This window comes from Phocaeicola sp. RTP21359st1_B8_RTP21360_211022 (genome assembly GCF_040911965.1).
GTDB classification, from domain to species: Bacteria; Bacteroidota; Bacteroidia; order Bacteroidales; family Bacteroidaceae; genus Phocaeicola; species Phocaeicola vulgatus.
On the sequence record NZ_JBDFXP010000009.1, the window covers coordinates 1 to 19,559 of the forward strand.

Annotated in this window: 22 protein-coding genes and 2 pseudogenes; 10 read left to right on the forward strand and 14 right to left on the reverse strand. The window is 46.3% G+C overall.

All coding sequences use genetic code 11. The annotated features are described in order from the left end of the window. Both AB5062_RS06330 and AB5062_RS06335 read left to right on the forward strand, forming a co-directional pair. Nucleotides 1–829, forward strand: a pseudogene (locus AB5062_RS06330) (hypothetical protein); the annotation flags it as partial. 588 nt (nt 830–1,417) lie between these two features. Then, a complete protein-coding gene (locus AB5062_RS06335; RefSeq protein ID WP_004318675.1) occupies nt 1,418–1,984 on the forward strand; it encodes a DUF3575 domain-containing protein in 567 nt (188 codons plus the stop codon). Nucleotides 1,985–1,991: 7 nt separating this feature from the next. On the opposite strand, the gene AB5062_RS06340 is transcribed toward AB5062_RS06335, so the two are convergent. After that, nucleotides 1,992–2,504, reverse strand: coding sequence for a hypothetical protein (locus AB5062_RS06340; RefSeq protein WP_171033839.1), 513 nt, complete (start codon nt 2,502–2,504; stop codon nt 1,992–1,994). After that, the gene (locus AB5062_RS06345; protein ID WP_185981525.1) at nt 2,464–2,850 is read right to left on the reverse strand and encodes a hypothetical protein; all 387 of its coding nucleotides are present in this window, start codon (nt 2,848–2,850) and stop codon (nt 2,464–2,466) included. Before AB5062_RS06345 ends, AB5062_RS06340 begins: the two co-directional genes overlap by 41 nt. A gap of 73 nt (nt 2,851–2,923) precedes the next feature. Here AB5062_RS06345 and AB5062_RS06350 point away from each other — a divergent pair, with 73 nt between their 5' ends. The 7 genes from AB5062_RS06350 (at nt 2,924) to AB5062_RS06380 (ending at nt 10,833) form a co-directional block, all read left to right on the forward strand. Further along, the gene (locus tag AB5062_RS06350) at nt 2,924–3,751 is read left to right on the forward strand and encodes a hypothetical protein (protein ID WP_225693909.1); all 828 of its coding nucleotides are present in this window, start codon (nt 2,924–2,926) and stop codon (nt 3,749–3,751) included. Between the two features lie 108 nt (nt 3,752–3,859). Beyond that, nucleotides 3,860–5,020, forward strand: a complete 1,161-nt coding sequence (locus AB5062_RS06355; protein WP_004318672.1) for a hypothetical protein — start codon at nt 3,860–3,862, stop codon at nt 5,018–5,020. Between the two features lie 295 nt (nt 5,021–5,315). Next, entirely contained in the window at nt 5,316–6,182 is an 867-nt protein-coding gene (locus AB5062_RS06360; protein WP_225680065.1) for a FimB/Mfa2 family fimbrial subunit, read from the forward strand. Nucleotides 6,183–6,229: 47 nt separating this feature from the next. After that, complete coding sequence (locus AB5062_RS06365) at nt 6,230–7,138, forward strand: fimbrial protein (RefSeq protein WP_004308148.1); 909 nt, start codon at nt 6,230–6,232, stop codon at nt 7,136–7,138. Beyond that, nucleotides 7,139–7,645 (forward strand): hypothetical protein, encoded by a 507-nt coding sequence (locus tag AB5062_RS06370; protein ID WP_004308147.1) that lies wholly within the window; start codon nt 7,139–7,141, stop codon nt 7,643–7,645. 54 nt (nt 7,646–7,699) lie between these two features. Continuing rightward, nucleotides 7,700–8,590 (forward strand): hypothetical protein, encoded by an 891-nt coding sequence (locus tag AB5062_RS06375; RefSeq protein WP_004308146.1) that lies wholly within the window; start codon nt 7,700–7,702, stop codon nt 8,588–8,590. Nucleotides 8,591–8,673: 83 nt separating this feature from the next. Next, a complete protein-coding gene (locus tag AB5062_RS06380) occupies nt 8,674–10,833 on the forward strand; it encodes a BACON domain-containing protein (RefSeq protein ID WP_004308145.1) in 2,160 nt (719 codons plus the stop codon). Between the two features lies 1 nt (nt 10,834). Here the strand turns inward: AB5062_RS06380 and AB5062_RS06385 are convergent, their stop codons facing one another. The 6 genes and pseudogenes from AB5062_RS06385 to AB5062_RS06410 form a co-directional block, all read right to left on the reverse strand. Continuing rightward, nucleotides 10,835–11,809, reverse strand: a complete 975-nt coding sequence (locus AB5062_RS06385) for a transposase (RefSeq protein WP_224202418.1) — start codon at nt 11,807–11,809, stop codon at nt 10,835–10,837. Nucleotides 11,810–11,939: 130 nt separating this feature from the next. Next, nucleotides 11,940–12,140: a transposase gene (locus AB5062_RS06390; RefSeq protein WP_004318667.1), complete on the reverse strand. Its 201-nt coding sequence runs from the start codon at nt 12,138–12,140 to the stop codon at nt 11,940–11,942. A 41-nt stretch (nt 12,141–12,181) separates the two neighbouring features. Continuing rightward, the gene (locus AB5062_RS06395; RefSeq protein ID WP_224202417.1) at nt 12,182–12,388 is read right to left on the reverse strand and encodes a hypothetical protein; all 207 of its coding nucleotides are present in this window, start codon (nt 12,386–12,388) and stop codon (nt 12,182–12,184) included. A 96-nt stretch (nt 12,389–12,484) separates the two neighbouring features. Then, nucleotides 12,485–13,690 carry a hypothetical protein gene (locus tag AB5062_RS06400; protein ID WP_004308143.1) on the reverse strand — a complete coding sequence of 402 codons (1,206 nt, stop codon included), beginning with the start codon at nt 13,688–13,690 and terminating at the stop codon, nt 12,485–12,487. A 346-nt stretch (nt 13,691–14,036) separates the two neighbouring features. Next, nucleotides 14,037–15,161, reverse strand: coding sequence for a helix-turn-helix domain-containing protein (locus AB5062_RS06405; protein ID WP_118496572.1), 1,125 nt, complete (start codon nt 15,159–15,161; stop codon nt 14,037–14,039). Between the two features lie 207 nt (nt 15,162–15,368). Next, nucleotides 15,369–15,818: pseudogene (locus AB5062_RS06410) on the reverse strand (DNA methylase); the annotation flags it as partial. Between AB5062_RS06410 and AB5062_RS06415 the strand changes: the two are divergent. After that, complete coding sequence (locus AB5062_RS06415; RefSeq protein WP_010537621.1) at nt 15,748–15,990, forward strand: hypothetical protein; 243 nt, start codon at nt 15,748–15,750, stop codon at nt 15,988–15,990. The pseudogene AB5062_RS06410 and the gene AB5062_RS06415 overlap by 71 nt on opposite strands. 274 nt (nt 15,991–16,264) lie before the next feature. Here the strand turns inward: AB5062_RS06415 and AB5062_RS06420 are convergent, their stop codons facing one another. The 6 genes from AB5062_RS06420 to AB5062_RS06445 all read right to left on the reverse strand — a co-directional run bounded on the left by AB5062_RS06420 (nt 16,265) and on the right by AB5062_RS06445 (nt 19,468). Next, entirely contained in the window at nt 16,265–16,717 is a 453-nt protein-coding gene (locus AB5062_RS06420) for a transposase (protein WP_004318661.1), read from the reverse strand. 1 nt (nt 16,718) lies between these two features. Continuing rightward, nucleotides 16,719–16,910, reverse strand: a complete 192-nt coding sequence (locus tag AB5062_RS06425) for an IS66 family transposase (protein ID WP_252199512.1) — start codon at nt 16,908–16,910, stop codon at nt 16,719–16,721. Beyond that, a complete protein-coding gene (locus tag AB5062_RS06430; protein ID WP_004308137.1) occupies nt 16,907–17,851 on the reverse strand; it encodes a transposase in 945 nt (314 codons plus the stop codon). Before AB5062_RS06430 ends, AB5062_RS06425 begins: the two co-directional genes overlap by 4 nt. 82 nt (nt 17,852–17,933) lie before the next feature. Further along, on the reverse strand, nt 17,934–18,278 hold the full coding sequence (tnpB, locus tag AB5062_RS06435; RefSeq protein WP_074759520.1) for an IS66 family insertion sequence element accessory protein TnpB: 345 nt from the start codon (nt 18,276–18,278) through the stop codon (nt 17,934–17,936). 4 nt (nt 18,279–18,282) lie between these two features. Then, nucleotides 18,283–18,717: a hypothetical protein gene (locus tag AB5062_RS06440; RefSeq protein WP_004308135.1), complete on the reverse strand. Its 435-nt coding sequence runs from the start codon at nt 18,715–18,717 to the stop codon at nt 18,283–18,285. A gap of 523 nt (nt 18,718–19,240) precedes the next feature. Further along, the gene (locus tag AB5062_RS06445) at nt 19,241–19,468 is read right to left on the reverse strand and encodes a hypothetical protein (protein ID WP_039849173.1); all 228 of its coding nucleotides are present in this window, start codon (nt 19,466–19,468) and stop codon (nt 19,241–19,243) included. Nucleotides 19,469–19,559 lie beyond the last annotated feature (91 nt).

Genomic DNA, 19,559 nt, shown 5'->3' on the forward strand with positions numbered 1-19,559 from the left:
TCTGGAGCTTGCAAAGGCGCACACTACTGATATTTGCGACATGGCAGAACTACAATACACTGCATACCATATCGAAGCGCAGGCTAAAAATTTTGAAAAAGCAACGGACAATGTACATCGCTATATCTACTTGAACGATTCAATAATGCGCTCAAACATGCAATTCTCCGCCGGTATGGTCGAGCGGGACTATTTTAAAGAGCGAACAAAATTCGCCCAATACAGAATGAAAAACCGGACTGTCTGGGAAATAGCTATAGCAGCCGCTACCTTTTTTATTATTGGAATTGCCTGGTATATCGTCCGCCAACGTTTACGCATGCAACGTGATCGTACCAACCATTATTTGTTATTGACAGAGAAAGCCAATTCCGAGTACAAGGCTCTTACTGAACGCGTGAAAGAACAGCAGACTACGGAAAGTTATTTAAGAGGATTGGCTGCTTCACGCTTTGACATTGTCGATAAACTTGGAAAGACCTACTATGAACGTGAAAATACAACATCGCAACAGTCAGTCATATTTAATGAAGTAAAGCAGATAATTACAGATTTTGCAGAAAACAATGGCATACTGCAAGAACTGGAAAAAATCGTAAACACTTGTCATGACAATGCCATGTACAAGCTCAAGGAAGATTTTCCAACTATGAAAGCTTCCGACACCAGGTTATTATGCTATATTTTTGTAGGATTTTCACCGCAAGTAATTAGCTTATTCATGAAGGATACGGTGGCTAATGTATACGCTCGCAAGTCACGGCTCAAATCACGTATTAAATCTACGGAAACAGCTAATAAAGAATTATTCTTAAGCCTTCTGGGATAGGTATTTCAACTTTATACTAGGTTCCAATGACTAATGCATAATGCATCATCCGGTAATTAAATCTAGAATATGTTCAGATTGTTTTTGCCATAATACCGGAATGATGTAATTGTAGAATGGTTTTGTCATGGAGGTAAGCCATAACAGGTTTAATTCTCCTGGGAGGTATGTCCGGAAAGTATGAAGATGCTTTCATTATAATATCTGTTACTATTCCAGTCAATTGTCAGAAACTTATTGATTGCCCTATATTTTTTAAGGTTGTAAATCATCTGTTAGCGTCGTGTTAGAAAAATAAGAAGAACGAAGTCTTTATGTTTTTGTATTATAATGTTTTATGCAATGCGGACGTTAGATTTGTGGTTTCATTTTGTAACTCGTGATTTATGTGTTATTACTTTTGCAACTAGGAAAAACAAAACAGATGTGATAATATAAAACTGTTTCTTGTTCATTAAAATACTTCATTTTTACAGGTTGCACGTAGAATAAGAACAGTCTTATTATGATGACACAGCTTTTCATCCGTTTACTTTGGGTGCATGTTTTGTTTATCCACTTAAAGTTTGAGTTATCCTAGTTTGAATTATGAATTTGAATAGAAAAAAGTACTTTTTATGTTTTGCCTGTGTCTTGGCCTGCCTTGTGTATTCAGACAAGGTTTCCGCGCAGTTTTATTCTGTCAGAACCAATCTGGTGGGTTTAGGTACGGGGAATCTGAATGTGGAGGGTTCCATGGCTTTTTCCACGCATTGGTCCGCCCATCTTCCCGTACAGTACAATCCTTTCCGTCTTTGGGATGACGGCAAGCTTAAAAACTTCACAGTCCAGCCTGGTGTGCGTTATTGGATGCGCGAAACTTACGGAAGGGGTTGTTTTATCGGGCTCCACGGTGTGTTCTCCATATATAATGCGGGTGGTCTGTTCGGACATCGCTACCGTTACGAAGGCACAGCTTTCGGCGGCGGGCTTTCTGCGGGGCTGGTGCGCCCCCTTTCGCGTCGCTGGAATCTGGAGTTCGAACTGGGTCTCGGTGTTGTCTGGGCCGACTGGGAACGTTACCGTTGCGTGAACTGCGGTAAGCGTACCGGCAAGGGCTCCGGTGTCTATGTGACACCCACACGTACCGCCGTTAATCTGGTTTATCTTTTCTGAAACCATCTTATCTGTTGAAACAAGATATAAAAAGTTGAATGATGAATAAGTATCTCAAATCCCACATAACGGCCGCCGCTTTCTGCGCGGGAGTGTTACTGGCCGTGTCCTGTTCCACTTCCCGCGAACCGCGGACTATGCGGCTGTTTATGCAGTCCGGCCGTCCTAATATTTTTCTTCCCCACGAGGAGAGCGCACCTTCCGGAGTGCTTGCCGAACAGGTGGGGTTCACCACTTCTTCGGACACTCTTCCCGGTGAGTTCGAAGAGGTCTCCGACAGTACGGATGACGTATGGAAAACCATACACCTGGGCGGTGTTGACATCGTCGCTGCACGCACGGTCGTCAAGCAGGTCACCATGCGGGAAGGTTCCGTGCGTTTGGAATTCAATATCCATGTCCCTTCCCTCCTGATTGACAGTTGCTGGCGTGTCACACTCACCCCGATGCTCTGCACCTCTGACAGTTCAGGCTTCCCGCTACCACCTGTTGTGCTTTCCGGTTCTTCCTTTACCCGCATGCAGGAAGCGGACTATAAGGCGTACAGGCTGTTTCTTAATGGAATTGTCGATCCTTCGGCTTATGATAGTGTGTATCTTGACCGTAAAGGCATCAATAAGGATATCGCCTGCCGGCAGAGGTTCTTCTATGAACTTTACGGCAAGGAGCGCGACCGTCAGCTTGCCTACGAGAAGTGGAAACGCCTTGCCCTTGAACGCCAGAATTTCTGGAACACGCGTACGCAGGCCAACCGTGCGACACTCCGTCACCGCCTGGAACGCAAGCGGATCGAAGAAAGCGTACGGCGCTATGTGGCTGGTCGTGACACGCTCGGGTTGTGGGCCTCCTATGACCGTAAATATCATCGTACGGCCTCCTTTTGGCCGATGTACCGGCTGGAACGCGAGCTTACCGCCGATCGTGTACCTTCGAAATTCCGTGACCTTTATAACGGGGGGGCGCAGCCTGTCCAACATACACAACTATGTCCTCACCGCCACCGATTCGATGGACATCTCCCGCCACCGTTATTTCTACGACCGGATTGCCGAAAATGAGATGAATGACCGTAACCGTGATGAAATCCGCCGGCGTATGATTCCCTTCCCCTATATCGACTCCGTGATGGTCCGCCAGAATTCGGATTCAGTTTCCGGACATGATTATATCTACAACTATGTATATTCTCTGCCCGTCACCGATGGAATGAAAAAGCTCCGTGTGCGGCTAGAGTCTATCGTGGAAGCCACCGACCGCAGCACATGGCGGCCTGCCGCCTCGGACACGCTGCTCTTCATTGTGGCCTCGCTTAGCGACCTGGTTGACCGTTCCGCTCTGGACCAATATGTCATAGCTTCTGCGGAGACAGACTCTCTTGCGGCAAGCGGTCCCGTATATACTCCGCAGGGAGAAGAGTATGCCGAAGCCTTGCGGCTCCTTTCAGAGCGACAATACCGGCAAGCCTTGCCGATATTGGAAAAACGGCCTGACTATAACACCGCCCTTTGCCTGACACAGCTCGGTTATCATAAAGAGGCTTCCGCTCTTTTAGACCAGTTACCCGTAGATTCCCGCAAGGAATACCTGCATGCTGTGGTAAGCGCCCGGCAGGGCGATGATTACTTAGCAGTGGAACATATGCTTGCGGCCTGCCGCATGAATCCCAATCTTGTCCTGCGTATTCCCCTGGATCCGGAACTGTCGGACCTCATTCCCAAGTTCTTCGGGCTCCGTATGGAACTGGACAGGATAGCGGAAGGGAAATAGTAAAAAGTAGAAAGAACAAAACAGGAAAAAAAGTATAAGTACGAATTAAATATTAACAAGTGTTTTATTAGTGTTTATTTTTTTATTAACAATTTAATTACAATGATTATGAAAAAAAGTTTGTTAAGCGTGTTTACAATGGTTGCTATGGCTGCAGCATTCACCGCGTGCAGTAACGATGACATCGAAGTGCCTGACGTAAAGAACGGGGAAGCGAGAAGCGTATTCATGAAGCTGGAGTTGCCGACGCTGACGAGATCGACCGAGCCTCCTGTAGCCTCGGGAACGGTTGCTACGGTAAGTAATCTGCATGTATACTTCCATGACGGGACCAGCATTCTGAAATATGTGAACGCGACTACAACCACTCCCATCACGATTGCGAATCTGACTACCGGTACCCAAATAACGGATGTACCCGCGGCGGCTACCACTGTAACGGTATGTGGTAATATTCCTGCCGGAACTTCATTGCCTACAGGTGGAACCGTAGCTGCATTGAAAGCTGTACAACTGGAAATCACAAGCCAGTCTGCAGTTGCGGATGTGGTGTTGAGCGGCGATGACAAACCCCTGCAGACATGGACTACCGGTAGTCCGGCCCTGCCTTATGCCCCTGGAATAACGGACGGTGACAAGTATGCCGAAGTGGAAATCGGTCCTGCCGTGGCACGTGTCGAAATCGAAGGTCTGGCGACTACGGCCTCCAGTGCGGTGGATGGTTTTACGCTGGAAGGAATCTATGTGAATAACTTCTTTGAAAAGTTCAACCTGGCCGGTACCGTTGTGGGAACGAAAGTACAATATGGTGCTACTCCTGCTGCCTATGCTCAAGGACAGGGGCTTTACACCCCTGCTAACGCTGGAAAACTCTTTGACCAGTCTGCCGTCGCTGCTACAGGTATCCCAAAGGAAGTCATTCCGCCAACTGCAGGGCAACGTTGGGCATATCAGGTTGTTCCTAACGGTAACAGTACTGACGCGAACGAGCAACTCCAGCTCGTATTTAAGTTGAGTAATTTGGCTGCTAAGGCCGGCAGCAGCGTGAATTTCGGCACAGGTGACCAGTTTATCACCGTGAGAGGATTCAAAGATGGCAGTGGCAATATTGTAGAACTGGAAAAAGGAAAGATTTATACTATCTCGAAAGCCGACTTTACATTTGACGAGAGCAACCTTTCCACAATACCTAATACCAGTGCTGTCAGCGTTTGGTTGAAGGTGACGGTAAAAGCCTGGACGGTCGTTCCTGTCAAGCCTAATCTCTAACTGTCATACCATCAAGGTATATTGTATTTGTTTGTTTCTTTTACAAGTCCGTTTGCGTAGAGGAGATTTTTAGCTCATTTTACTAGTTCACCAGTTCCTCTCGCACGGCGGAATGTAAGCAGGTCGTGGGTGTCTTTTGCCCTGACCTCACGACCTGTATTTCTATAACCTGTTAAATCATAACACGTATATTCATATAAAGTCATAACCACAGTTATTCACCTAAAAGATACTACGCATGAAATTGTATAAAGCTATACGCTTCCTGATGCTTTCCGGTATTTTAACCTTAGTCTTGTCGAGGTGCATCAGGGAGTCCCTGGAGGGCTGCCCTCTGGATACCCTGTTACGATTTACCTACAAGCCTCGCGGCTCTGCCGCTGACCTTTTCGGAGAGCGTGTTCAGAGGGTGAGGCTGTGTGTGTACCGTCCCGATGGCAGTATTGAGCATATGCAGACGCTGGAGAAGAGTGAACTTGACCGTTTGCAGGGTGTTGAGATGTATCTGCCGCAGGGAAACTACACTGTCGTGCTCTGGGCGAATGCTTCGGATGCACAGACCAAGCTCGGCGGCTTTTCCGAAGGAGAAACCATAAGGAACCTTTCCGCCTCACACCCGCATGCGGAGACTTCCGCTTCCATCCCCACGCTTGATCGGCTTCTTTTCGCTGTCACGCCACTTACGGTCAGTGAGCACGAGACTGGAGACCATACTGTCAATTTCAGCCCCGGCACTATCCGTGTAAGTCTTCACCTTGATGGTGTGAGCGTGCAGCCTGTGGTACACATCACGGGCATGGAGTCAGCCTTGCGACCGGTGTTCGACGAAACCTCGGGCACATGGCGTCTCCAGTCCGTAAGCCGGAACAAGACATTCCAGCCTGCCGTAGCATATGATGTCACCAACCGCCATGCTAATGCCACGACTGACATCCCCCGTTTCAAGGCCGATACCCCCGGCATGGTGGAAATTATCGATCCCACCACGGGAAACCATATCGTGCCCCCGATTTCGTTGGCAGGGCTTATTGCCCGCTACCACATACCGATGGAGGAAGATATTGAAGTAACCATTCCTATCGAGATTACCTTTACAAACGGTCATGCGAAAATAACGATCAGGAATTGGGAAAATCAGAATGTAAAACCCGGAGGAGTGTAAAAAACGCACCGGTCAATCATGAAATGCAAATCATAAAACAATATATTATGCCAAGTAGTTCAATCATCATACCGTTCCGCAACCTGCTGTCGGTCCTGTTATTACTGCCGCTCGTACTTTCGTGCCGGCAAGACGAACTCATTCTTCCTGTTCCGCCCGTGTCCGGCAAAGGTGAGACGGCCGAAGTGACACTTTCTGTCAGGATTCCCGATTTCCGGGCGGCGAATACTCGTGGTGTAGACGAGAAAGGGATAACAGAGATTACCGTACTGATGTTTGCCGATGAAGGCGGTACGGAGAAAGTCAAGGTGAAATATGATATTCTGGGCAGCTCGTTGCATACACTTTCAGGCTCTTCGGATACGAAATACTTCTCTGTGCCCGTTATTGCGGGCAGATACAAACGTATAGCTCTCATAGCTAATGCCCAAACAGAACTGGCAAATATAACAGCCGGTTCCACCTATGATGCTCTTAAGCAAGTGGAAGTCGTGGGTAGGTTCGGACAAGAAGGTACGGGCACATACATACCCATGTACGGCGAGCATGCCCCGGCGGGAGGCTTTGAACTGAAAGCCGGTGTGTCGCAAACCATTGCGCAGGAAATACCGCTTATCCGCATGCTGGCGAAGGTGGATATCATCAATCCTACAACTTCGGGAGCCACGACAGCTGCGGGAAAGGTTTACTTCGTCAATTCCGTAGGCAACGGACGCGTTTGGGTAGATCTTGCTACATACAATACCACCGCTTCACAGTCGGGATACATGACTCCCACACTGCCTGCCACATCGCAGCCAGCAGTCAGTGGCGGGCACCCGCTTGAGGGAACTGCAAACACCGCATCTCCGAATGTCATCACTTATTATTTGAATGAACAGTCGGCTATCTCCGGCGGCAGCCGTCCTTGTATAGTTATAAATCTTGCCTATCAAGGAAGAGAATACTACTACTGAATGGATTATACATGGGACGGTATCAAGGGCGGTGGCACGAGTCCTTACGAAAAGGGTAAATACATGCCCATTCTGCGCAACCACCGCTATATTTTCACCATCAAGGAAGTGAAAGGGCCGGGGTTTGCCACTTTGAACGAGGCTGTAACCAGCCCGGACAACTTTACCAACCATAACATCGTAGTAGTGCCCATCGTGATAGACGCATTCACAGATATAACGTTCAATGAATCGGGGCATTTCTTGGCAGTGACCCGAACGGCGATGACACTTCAAGGCAAGCACGATGCCACAAGCACACAGAACAAATTTTCTGTGCGCACCAATTACCCCAGTGGGTGGAAGGTCGGTGCCTATAATGCCGACGGAACAACAATTTCAGTTTCTAATTCATGGCTGAAACCCAGTCAAAACAGTGGGGCGGCTGGCGCCACTCTCACCAATCCGGTTACGGAGGAATTGCAGGCCATCACGAATGGCAAGGGATTCAAGGATGGTTATCTGTAGATACGGGCTGGACGACTTTATACTAAAATCAATATTAAGCAGATCGGTACGCCTTTGGATTATGTTGCCGAATATAACCTCGCCGGTGGCTCTATCTATAATTCTCCTTTCATTTCTTCCGTTCCTCCGGGTATTTCTCCCACTGCAGCCCAGACTGACCCTAATCTTCATTGGGCTTCGAGCCATAGCAATGACCAATCCGGTTATTATAATTGGTACGTGCTCACAGGAGAGAATAATGATACTTACAATCCAAATGCCAAGAAGCTCTTTGATGATGTCTTTTTTAAACTGGGGCATCCCGGTTATGGTTACCACCTGCCTTCCCGCTGGGAGTTGACGGGCGTTTTCTCCTACAGCGGTAATACCCAATATGATTCCCCTACTAATACTTCTAATGTCAACGAGGCTATTGAGTTCGGTGGCATCAAAAAAACTTTCGCCAACGATTATTTCTCTTCGGGTAACGGTGTTTGTTACGCTCTGCGTTTCAAACAAGGTACCGGTAATCCTATCGATGATTCTTCCCTATCCGATTTCCCTCTTGCTACTGATAATAATATGGTTTGTGCTTACCGTTACACCCGCGTGGGTTCGTTTGCCAACCATGACTTTACTTCCCTATTGAAAGTGGATTGTGTTTACTTGGGCAGCGCATTTACAGGAAACATTAGCACTATCAATAATGATTCTTGGTGGGATAGCCATACTTCCGAGGCTGTCGTTCGTATTTTTCCGGCTGCCGGTTATATCTCCTTCCCAACGTTCATTTCGAGTGGTTTGCTCGAAGCCCGAGGCGAATATGGTCGGTATTGGTCGAGCACGGAGTTTCCCAGCCTCCTCGGCAATGCTTGGAACGTGTCTTTCTACTCGTACTCTGCGTTCGCGAACTACAGAGACGTTAAACACCACGGGTTTTCCGTTCGTCTGTTCGCCGATAAATAAGTAAGACGGTATATGACCGATGCAATTTAGTTTGTAAGAAAGTTGATATAAAAAATAGATATATTACTAAAAAAAGAAGAAAAATGAATATAGGATTTCAGACTTCCGGTTTATCCGGTTTCACCCGTGTGGCATATCTGTGGAGGCGACATGCCTCAGCTGTGCTGTGGATTGCAATGGCGGCGCTCCTTCCGACCGCTTGCAGTGATGATGCGGAGCAGTCGGTGCCGCAAGCGAACGGACATACAGCCGTTATTTACCTGAACTTTAAAACCGGTGCTTCAAAACAGGCTGCTGAAATGAACACCTCGCAAAGTTCCGAAACGCGTGCGCCGCTGACACGTGCTATAGATGAAAATGGAATCAATACTGTAGATGTACTTTCATTCAAGGTTGATCCTGCAGATCCTACGAATATAAAGAAAGGTACATTCTTCTACCGTGCACAGGGTACATACGATATCGGCACACAAACCGTACGTGTACAGCTGATGGGAGCTCCCGAACATCAGACACTCGTGGTGCTTGCCAATGTCCGTGAGCAGGTGAATACCCTTGCTGCTGCATTCGGAGAACAGAAAGAGGGGGTAATGAACCGCCTGGCATTCGATGTCGGAACGGATGCCGCACCCGACTTTACGAATGGCATACCCATGTGGGGCGAGCTTCCCAACCAAGCGGTGGGCGAAGGTTTCTCTCCCTCTGGCGCTCCCCAAGAGGTGACGATGATACGTGCGGTAGCTAAGTTCACGCTTATCAATCCTCTTGAATCCGACCTAAAAGGCTTTTTCTATTATTACAACGATCTGCGGCTGTACAATTACCGGGCAAAAGGACGCATTGCACCGGACAACTATAATGTGACGGGCAAGCAAGTGAATACTCCCACCGTACCCGTCGGGGCACGGCAGACACGGGGTACATTCACCTCATTGAACAGCGATGTGTCACCCGGGAATATCGGTATTTTCAACGGCTCACAAAAGACGTTCTACCTGTGCGAGGTGGACAACAAGAACCGCCCCTCGGGCGGGAATGCGCTGGACGACCTTTGTCTGGTTATGCACGTGAAGCCGTATCTCACCGGCTCTAAGCCGTCGGTAGACGGTTACTACCGCCTCGACTTCAAGGACTACGGTTCGGGAGTGCCGATGGATATTCTGCGTAATCATGAATATAAAGTACAAGTGGAAAGTGTGGACGGGTTGCCGGCCCAAACTCCCGAGGAAGCTTTCAAAGGAAACCATACCCTTAAATGCCGTATCGTGCCGTGGAACGAGGTACAAGAAGAAGTAATAGTACGAGGGAACAAACGGCTGACGGTGGACAAACGGGTGTTCGCTTTTGACGGTGATATCCAAATAGGTGTCGCTTCATTACCCGTAAATATAACTACAGAGAATACCAATTGGCAAATAACCGGAAAACCTTCATGGATTTCACTCAGCCAAACCTCGGGTACAGCGGGAGTACCAGCCACGGTTACTATTTCGGCAAACAGTAAGAACTTTACCCAGAATATGCGTAGTGCTGTCCTTTCCATACGAACAGGAAATTCTGCTAACGAATTGGAATATCGTTTGCATGTAAGCCAGCAACCGGCTTGTGGTTTCGGAAATTCCATGAAACTTATGCGTATCGGTGGCAGTAACTATCAGACTACCCGTATGGGTAATGGTGGTGTTTGTTGGATGATAGACGCCAGTAGGGAAGGAGGTCCTAATATGGCTGCTCGTCCTCGTTCATATTCTTTGGCACCAGCTATGGTCGGACCCATTTATTATGGCAGTATTCCCCAACGTGCCTGCCCCGATGGCTGGCGACTCCCTACGGCTTGGGAGGTTATTAATCTGATACAGTCTATAACAGGCTCTTATCCTGTTGTATTTACTCGATTGATAGAAAGCGGTGCGGGAATAGCTAAGTCTTTTCCAGCCATATCTGCCCCCGATGGTGGATATGAAGAAGGCGTTTTAGCTATCTGGACACAAACTCCAATGATATATTCATCACCTCAACGACATTCTCCTGCCTCTGTATTACATACAGGAATATATTGGAATCCTGATATCGGAGCTGGAAAAACAGCGCCCACATATAGGGTTAATCGTAATAGATGGGCCTTAATGCATGGTGCCGGTAATGACATTCATAGTCCGGCCGGGTTACCTGCAGGGTTTAATGAATATTATGGTTATCATTATCTGCTGGGCGGTAGTGTCCGTTGTGTGCATGACCAGTAATTTAACCATTAAACAAACAGCACCATGAAACGATCAACTGTTTTAGTCTTTTTGTTTGGACTGTTTTTGGGGGGCTGTGGCAGTTCCCGTCAGGGCGGTGAAGAGGCGGAAGTTGTGCGACATTACGAATGTCTGCTGCGCGCCCTTGCAACAGATGATTCATAACTCTGGCGTTATTTTCATCTATTACATCTTGATATTCACTTCTTTCTATTACTCTGCCATTTTGATTTTGAGTACATTTTTCTCTTATTGAGCAATTTACACAAGCTGATGTTTTATATACTTTTGATCTATAATTGGGACGGATTCTCCATTTCCCTGTTGTTGTCATTTGTTCTCCACAAGGGCAGATATAATAATCTCCGTCATTTATATAATGAAATTCAGCCAGTGGTATGGAATTCGAATTAGGTGATGTTGATGGCATAGGCGATGAATAAGTACATATTCCTGAATATTTACAGGCTTGTAGTTGGTCGCCGCTAGTATAACCGGCATCGCTAAGTGTGTTGAACGAATCTAATTGTAGTAGTTCCTGGACGGTCAATGCCGCTGTTGATAGTTCTCTTTTATCAGTTGATGCTCCAATATGAGAGTGAACCAATAATTTGTGTTTACTATCAAAGGCTGCTTGAACCGCATATTCAACCCCTGATACATTATTGGTTAACATTAATGCTCTTGAATCTTTGTCTGTTAGACTTATTTGAGTATCATTACTATTCTTCAATTCCGTATCAAGAGTTTCGTATTTCTTACGCCTGTCTTGTTGTAATTTAATCTTAGATTTAAGAAGTTCTTTTTCTTCTTCTTTATCAGTCTTATCTAAAGCTACTTCAAATTCTTCAATACGGTTATCTATATATTCAAGATGTCTGTCTATCTTCTTTTGTGTATAATTGTTTCTGAGACTATTTTGGGCAAATATCTTGAAAGAATCTATACCTATGGTTTCGCCTTCTATCAGACCCATATCCTTTAGCATAAGGACAAACTGCCTAAAGACTTTTCTAAAAGCCTCCGCATTATTTTTTTTTAAATAAGCAATTGTCCGAAAAGAGGGCATTAAGCCTCCTAATAGCCACCATAATTCCACATTTACTTTACAGGAAGTGTTCCAACTTTCTTGATGATCTTATTGAGTGCTTATAACCATATAAATACAATTTTAGTAATGTTGCAGGATTATACGGTGGTCTCCCTTCTGATTGAAGTTTGACATGTTTAAACCCAAGCTCATCTATAGGCAAGATATCCACAAATAAATCGATAAGCCTGCTCATCACCAAGAATGTTTTTCTCATAATCCAATAACTTTAGAAATTATTAATATCAACGTAACAAATCATTCATCTTTCAGATCGACAGTCGGCAAGTTAAAAACTTTTTCGATGCCAATCCAGCTTTCTGCCGCATCATCAAATAGCGTTTCATATTGATCATGGAATCCAAAAAGGTCACTAAAGAAATATGTTTTCAGTGTTGGATACATGCTTACTTTCCATTCGTTGTCAGCTCCATCAGGTACAGAAATAATAAAATCTGTGGACAAGCTACAAGTGGTTATCCCGGCCTTAGCACCTCCATTGACAGCACTCGACGCGTAACAAAACATATTAAAATGTGAAGAAGGTTCGCGTAAATTAAACTACCACCTAAGCTGTGGGCTTCCTTGGGCCGGATTGGTTCTATTGATAACTTCAATATCATTTATTGTTTCCGTATGGCTATTGGAAATGCTTATTCCTCCTGAAATCTCTGGTCCAGTGACACTGACACTTCCTCCTAACTCGAAAGAGACACTGCTGGTATAAGAGCTCTGGCGTTCCGTAGTTTGCGGGGAATGTGCATGAATAATGGCACCATTCGGGTGAACCGGAGCGAATTCCAAATTTACGTCAGTCAGGCAAAAGCCATACCCTTTCATTTTCAGAGTACTGACCTTGGTATGCCATTCTCCATAAAAAGAAGGTTCTACATAGGCTATAAAACCCAGATTTACCAAATAAAAATGTTCTTTCCGGTCTTTGCTATAAGCGGTCCATATCTTAGCTTCTACTTGAAAATTATCGGTTGTCCCTTTACCTTCATGTCCATGAACAGGAGGTGCGGTATAGCTATTTTGACCGATAACGATATAGGCAGATATCAAGTTTTTCAAATCCGACGAACCGTTTGACGGAGCTTTCGGTTCCAGGGCTCTTTGTAAACTTTGACTTGTCATGTCGCAATGAAATCCCTGCCCGTATTCATTAATCGTCTGTACAGATTCTTTGCCATCAGCTCCGGTAGCAGTACTGAGCGCATTGAGCTTGGAATAGAATCCGCTCGCCGACGGAAGCGGTCCAGAAAATACCCACAGCGGCAGTTCGTCCGAATAAGACTCATCTTCCTTCGCATAAGGATTATAGCAATCCAGCAACGTGCAGACGGTATTAAAATCCTCGTTCGTTCCTCCCTCCATCATCATCACGATGCTCCGCTTATGGAACATATCCTTGATGTCAGCCAGCAAATCGGTATCCGACTGAATCCGGTCAATGTCCTGCCGGGTAAAGAAGAACGCGTCGCCAACCTCCATCTTCTTTCCCGGAGCATAAGGAACCGCCTCCTTGTAACGGTTTATCATGTTCTCGGATATCATATGGTCTTCTTTGCTCCAGAACGAAAGGTAATAAAGCGTGTTGTTGTGTGTTACGCCTAACTGGTCGGTAGTAGGCAAAGGATCAGTTAGTTTCTCGGGATCATTTACATTGTCGGGGGCGTAGTCATCCTCGTCATCGCCGCACGATGTAGCTACCGCAAGAACCATGTAGCACAACAATAAGTAATGAAGTAAATGAATCTTTTTCATGACTTTTTAAAGGAGAATCCTATTGTTTGTATTATTCAAATTCAAGCTGTAGAACTCATTTGCCGCTTGAAATAGAGTTGTCTTTATTTGAAGTTATTTGGGTAGCATTTTCTTTTACACACGTTAAAATCACCCATAAAACCCTGTTTTACTCTTTTTGGAGATGACGCAGGCTCAACCGACAAGTGCAAAATAAGCGAAAAGATTTAAATTCAGCCCGATTCTTGCCTATAAAAATTGTCTCAATTGTCAGAATCGCACATCTTTGTGGTTTAGAACATTTTAGTTTTGTAGTTTAGGCTATTTTTTGTCGTTTGGGCTATTCCTCCATCCATAACACACCGTATTATTCCGCCTCTGTTTTCCTCCATTTAGGGGTACAGCCCGCATTTTCCTTGAACAGCCTTATAAAATGGCTTGGTGACAAAAAACCGGATTTCTCGGAGATGTCGGCAACCGTCAACCTCGGATATCGCGCAAGCAGACGTTTCGCATATTCTATACGAAGTCCGATAATCCAATCGCGGAACGACATGTCATACGTAGTTTTGATGTACTCGGACAGGTAGGTACGGTTGGTATGAAGCACATCTGAAAGCTCCTTTATGGTAAGGCCGGGCCGGATATAACCGTCCGCATCGATACAACCTTTGATTTTTTTCGCTATTTCGGCATGGAAAAAAGGAGTATCCTGCCTCTGTGCCTGTTCCCGGTTTGTGGTGTCACACAGGTCTTCCTCTTCAGAAGTCATGCCATCTTCCATCGCGTTTTCCACCTGTTCGTAAAACAGCAGATAGTTCAGATAGCAAAGGAAGAGATAAATGTAAAACGGTACCGATGACAGAATCCAGATATAGACGTATTCATCAGGCAGGAATGTCAGCAGTCCGCATCCCACCCCGAATGTGACAGCCCAGTAGGTGAAAATGGAAAGCCATTTGATATAGGCACCGATGTCGTCCGCACGGGTGTCATCGAAAATGCGGATGACCCTGTGATAGGCCCGGAGAAGCCTACGGGTCAAGAACAGCCCATAGATAACCAACCATGCGGCCAAGGCAAACATCACCGTTGTCTGTAAACCACCTTTTGGTAACAACAGCAGAACGATGCCGGAAAGGATGGAAAACAGTATCCATAGACAGATATGCGTCCGTAACCGACGTTTGGTGATATAAAAGCGGTCAAGCAGAGTGGTGAGGGCCGAACTGAACAACCAGTAGCACAAAAAATAGGTGGACAGGTTCATCAGGATGGCGGCATCGGTATTCTTGAACCTGATTCCAAAAAAGAAATGTACCGAATAGTTGGCGGCAAGTAACAGTATGGCTACCCCCATAATTCGCCGGGAACGCAGATAATTATTGAAAATGGCTTTTTCCGAGGTTGGAGCCAACAAAAAATAAAAGCCGAAGAACAACATCAACGGTAGCGCAATACAAAGTGAATAACTGTATATAGATGGTTCCATTTTATTATGCCTAACTATTTTGAATGCAAAATTAGCGAAAATACTGAATATATGGCGGATTTGCCATGACGATTTACTTTCAACACCCTATTTTGATATAATCGAGGGCTTGTTGTATGGTATCCTTGCCATTATGTCATATTGATGGAAAAAGCAGGAAAAGGAATGGTATGTTCCCAATCCTGCCATATATATCCGCACACTCGTTCACATTTTTATACCTTTCGGTTTGCACTCGTCACGGACGTTGAATCCCGGCCGCCCGATGATGATGTGGTCGGCAATAAAATTGCCAGACGGACTGCGTTCATTCACCGAGCTGCGTATCTGCGGCACATCTTCGGTGTGTTGTGGAGATACGTTTCGTACACCTTCCGCATCCGGTTTGACCTCCTGTCCGTCATTCTCCTTTTCGGCGACTTCGGGCGTAGGCGGCTCAAGCTCCAACTGTATCTTTCGGTCGAGTGCTGCAAGTTCGGACTTCAACTGTTTCAGTTCGTCCTCCTTCTTCCATACCTTCCCGGCTATCTCCTACAACTGTGAGACCTCCTTTTCCTGCACCTCGTTCTTCGCCTTGTACTGGTCAATGATGGACGGAATCCTCTCCAATGCGTTCAGGAAATTGCGTGCGGCGGCTACCGGGTCAGCCATCGCCAGCATGCAGCCTATGTCATACAAGGATACTGATACTACGGGAGAACCTGTCGAGCATGTGACAGAACCGGACAAGCAAATTGCGCATTCGGCTCTCGGTGACTACGGACCATTCAGTGTGAAATATGCCACGAAGGACTTTCTCAGCTACGGGAACAAAAAGTTCCGCATATAGATTCTGATTTTGCTTGTTACAGATGGAAGCAACGGCAATATGCCAGAGGAGGCCGGGCTATACAAAAAATAAGGGGCTGTACACATGCGTCAGCTCCTTGTTTTTAAGGGGTAAGCGACTGCTCAACTACATCTTGTGCATTCAATTTTTCAGTGGGATGCACTCCATTGTAAGTGCATCTCAATTTCCATATACCAACTTATCTCAGGGTTGTCATTGAGTGTCAGTCTCGCTTTTTCCCGTTTTTTCCTGCATTTTCCCGGAACTGTCCTGATTATTTTCTCCATACATCCGGTAGCAGTTCCTTCAGGTCTCTGTCTGATTTGGGAGCCAGATAATAGGGGAGTTTACTGATCACATCATTCAGCCACTCTCTGGGGTTGACACCACGTTCCTTACATGAGCCAAGCAAGGAACAGATTATAGCCGTATTCTCAGCCGCTTCGTGGTTTCCGCAGAACAGCATGTTCTTTCTTGATATGACCAGTGGCCTCAGGGCATTCTCACAGCGATTGTTGTCAATGAAAATTCTTCCGTCATGGAGATACGGTTTCATTCTTGGCAGCAGGGAGTAGGCATAGGCTATGGCTTTTCCCATAAGACTTCGTTTTAGAACTTTAGGGTATGTGTTTTTAAGCCAGAGTTCAAAGCTGTCAAGCATCGGCTTGGATAGACGTTGGCGTAATTCAGCACGTCCTTCATACGGGAGTTCCTGTTTATCCGCCATGTTATTCCACATTATACATATCCTGGATAAATTTGAGTCCCTGCATGGCATATTCCAGATTTTCTTCCTTGCACAGCTCTATATGTCTGCGGATATGCGCGAGACACCCACACAGACATACGTCCTCCCCATCCTCAAAGGCGTCATAAATGGGATGGCCGTCACTTTGGAGATATCCTTTGAAGTTTTTCAAAAGCCTGACCGCAACTTTTTGTGAACGCGATCCGTTGTCGTAATGGAAGAAGGCAGACGCGGCACAGCCGCTCGGACTATCCAGATGTATTCTTTTACGGCTTTATGCCTGTCGTGGTTTATAACCGGAAGCGTGGTCTCGTCAACCTGGAAGTAATCTGCGGCCAGTACTTTCTTCCTGAGTTCCAGATAAAGTGGCCTGAGAAGCTCGCAGACCGGTCTGAACCAGCCGTCCAATGTGTTTTTGGACAGTTTCACACCCAGATGTTCCAGCTGTTTCACTTGTCGGTAGAACGGGACATGATATTCGTATTTCTGTAAAAGGACCTCAGCGAGCATGGAAGCCCCTGGCATACCTTTATATATGGGCATCAGTGGCATGGGAGCGGTTATTACAGCCTTTTCTCCGTTATCAACGGCCTCCATTTCATTTTTCAGGGCGTATGTGGGACGTACCGTGTCTTTCACATAGAGGTAGCCGGGTTTCATCTCAAGGGTCCTGGTATGTTCCTCGCCTATCTTGACGTATCTGCTTAAATCGACATTCTCCGGTTCGATGACGACTGTTACAACCGGAAGGTTATCCATGACGACCCGGTTACGGCGCGGCGTTTTATTGGCGGCCCGGGACTTGGGGACGGTAATCTGTTCAGCCGCCCTGCTCCGGGCATCTTCGATTTCCGCCTCTATCTGTTCCAGGTCGCCATAGTCAAAAGGGAGCTTCGGGTCTCCGTTATCGACAGGCTTGCATTTCTCACTCATCTTTCCGAACACCTTCCTCTTCAGCCATGCCAGGGAGGCGTTCAACTCAACTATCGTACCCCGGAGTTCTTCTATGGTCCTTGCCTGGGCTGAGATGATCTCACTCTGTTTACGGTTGATATCCAGCAGCTGCTCCATTGAGGGTTCCACAGCTTGTCCGGTTGCATCTTCTTTTGCCATTCAATATCTTTTTTTTGATGATATAAAGATAGTCAAAAACAACAAGAAAAACAAGCCTTCAAGCTGTTTGTTTACAACTGTTTTACCAATGCTTTTTCAAATTGGAAAGCCGTCTTTGCCTGCCTTTGCTGACATCTTCATTGATGCCTTCCACCATAACGACCAGGTCACTCCAGGTCATGGGGTAAGAACGGGTGGCAGGATTATAGGCGGGTATCTTGAAGGTGCCTTCTTCAAGCAGTTTCTCATAAAGGACCAGACCGCCCGGTTCGGCATGGAGCAATTTTATCTTGGTCCGGAAACGGTTGTAGAAAATGAATACCTCCCCACTTCTGATGTCGCCTCCCATCCTCTCATGCACAAGGCCGCAAAGAGTGAACATACCTTTCCTCATGTCCGTATAACCGGGGCACAGGAAATATCTCATGCTGTCATTTAGGCAGAACATTGGCATTATATATTTTAGAGATCAGATTCAGGGCAGCTTCACAGCCGGAAGACCCTTTAAACTTCAACTTCAATCCGTTGGGTAATTCCAAGGATATTTCAGAGCTGTCCTTTCCTTTCAAGGGAAAGGGGACGCTAGGCTGGGGAGATGGCAGGGGAGCCTCGTGAGATATACCGGGGGATGGCGTGTCGCCATTGATTACTATGGGGACAAAGCTGTCTTTAACCCCTAAGCGGGAGGCTTCTGCCAATAACTCCCGCTCCGTTATACCGTATTTTTGTTTCCAAAGATAGAATCTACTACGGCTATAACCTTCATTCTCACAAAAATCAGCAATGGACAAACCACTCTGCTGCTGACGGAAAAGAACGGAGATAAATTTTTCTCTGCTCATCATGTGTTTACGTCGCTGCATCATAGGATATTATTTTTTTTGCAGCAAAAGTAAGGAGGGAAAATGAACTGTAGAAGATGTACTTACTCAGGCGCTTACTTTAAGGGGATATTCGACTTTTAGCCCCCAAAAAGATCAATATTGTTATGTACAACCGTCCAACCTGCGGGTAAAGTGCGCAACTCGGATCTGGACAGCAAGCTGAAAAGAGGCACAAGTATGTAGGCAACCCTGTTATAGCACCGGAATCTGCTGTGTCGCATGAATCAACCGTAGTCCCCGTGAAAGGCATGGCTATACCGCCAAGGGCTGTGGATGAAGTCGCAATGCGGAAAGCCGTCCTTTCCCAGGCAGTTCTCAGGAAGTCTTAAGAAAGAGGGGATAAACATCTGATACGGACAACTCGCAATACGATACGCAACGATGAAAGTGGTGAACAAATCTGGCACTAACGGATGCGCCTCTTTTATATGATTATAATATTAACAAGAAATGCCCGCCATTGTTCTTAAATGCGAATTATAACTTCTTACTGTTGGAAGATTATCTATAAATCGGGCATGAGGGTAAGAGTGCTTACAAACAATTCGGCCCGCTTTATTGGGGGCTGCCAAACCTCGACCGGCACCTGTACCACCCGCGGATATAAATTCGGACCGGAGGTATGGATGGTATTCCGCACACCGGACCAACGTACCCTTGCGGACAGTCCCGAGCCCGGCAAGCCATAATTCCGTCGGGTCAATTGAACAACCGCCTCTCGGAATATGTTCATATCATGGGCCGGTCCCGTATGCAGCTATTTTCCGGGGTACATGACATTGAGGACATACCGCCTGATGCCGACATCCGAGGTTATGTTTAAA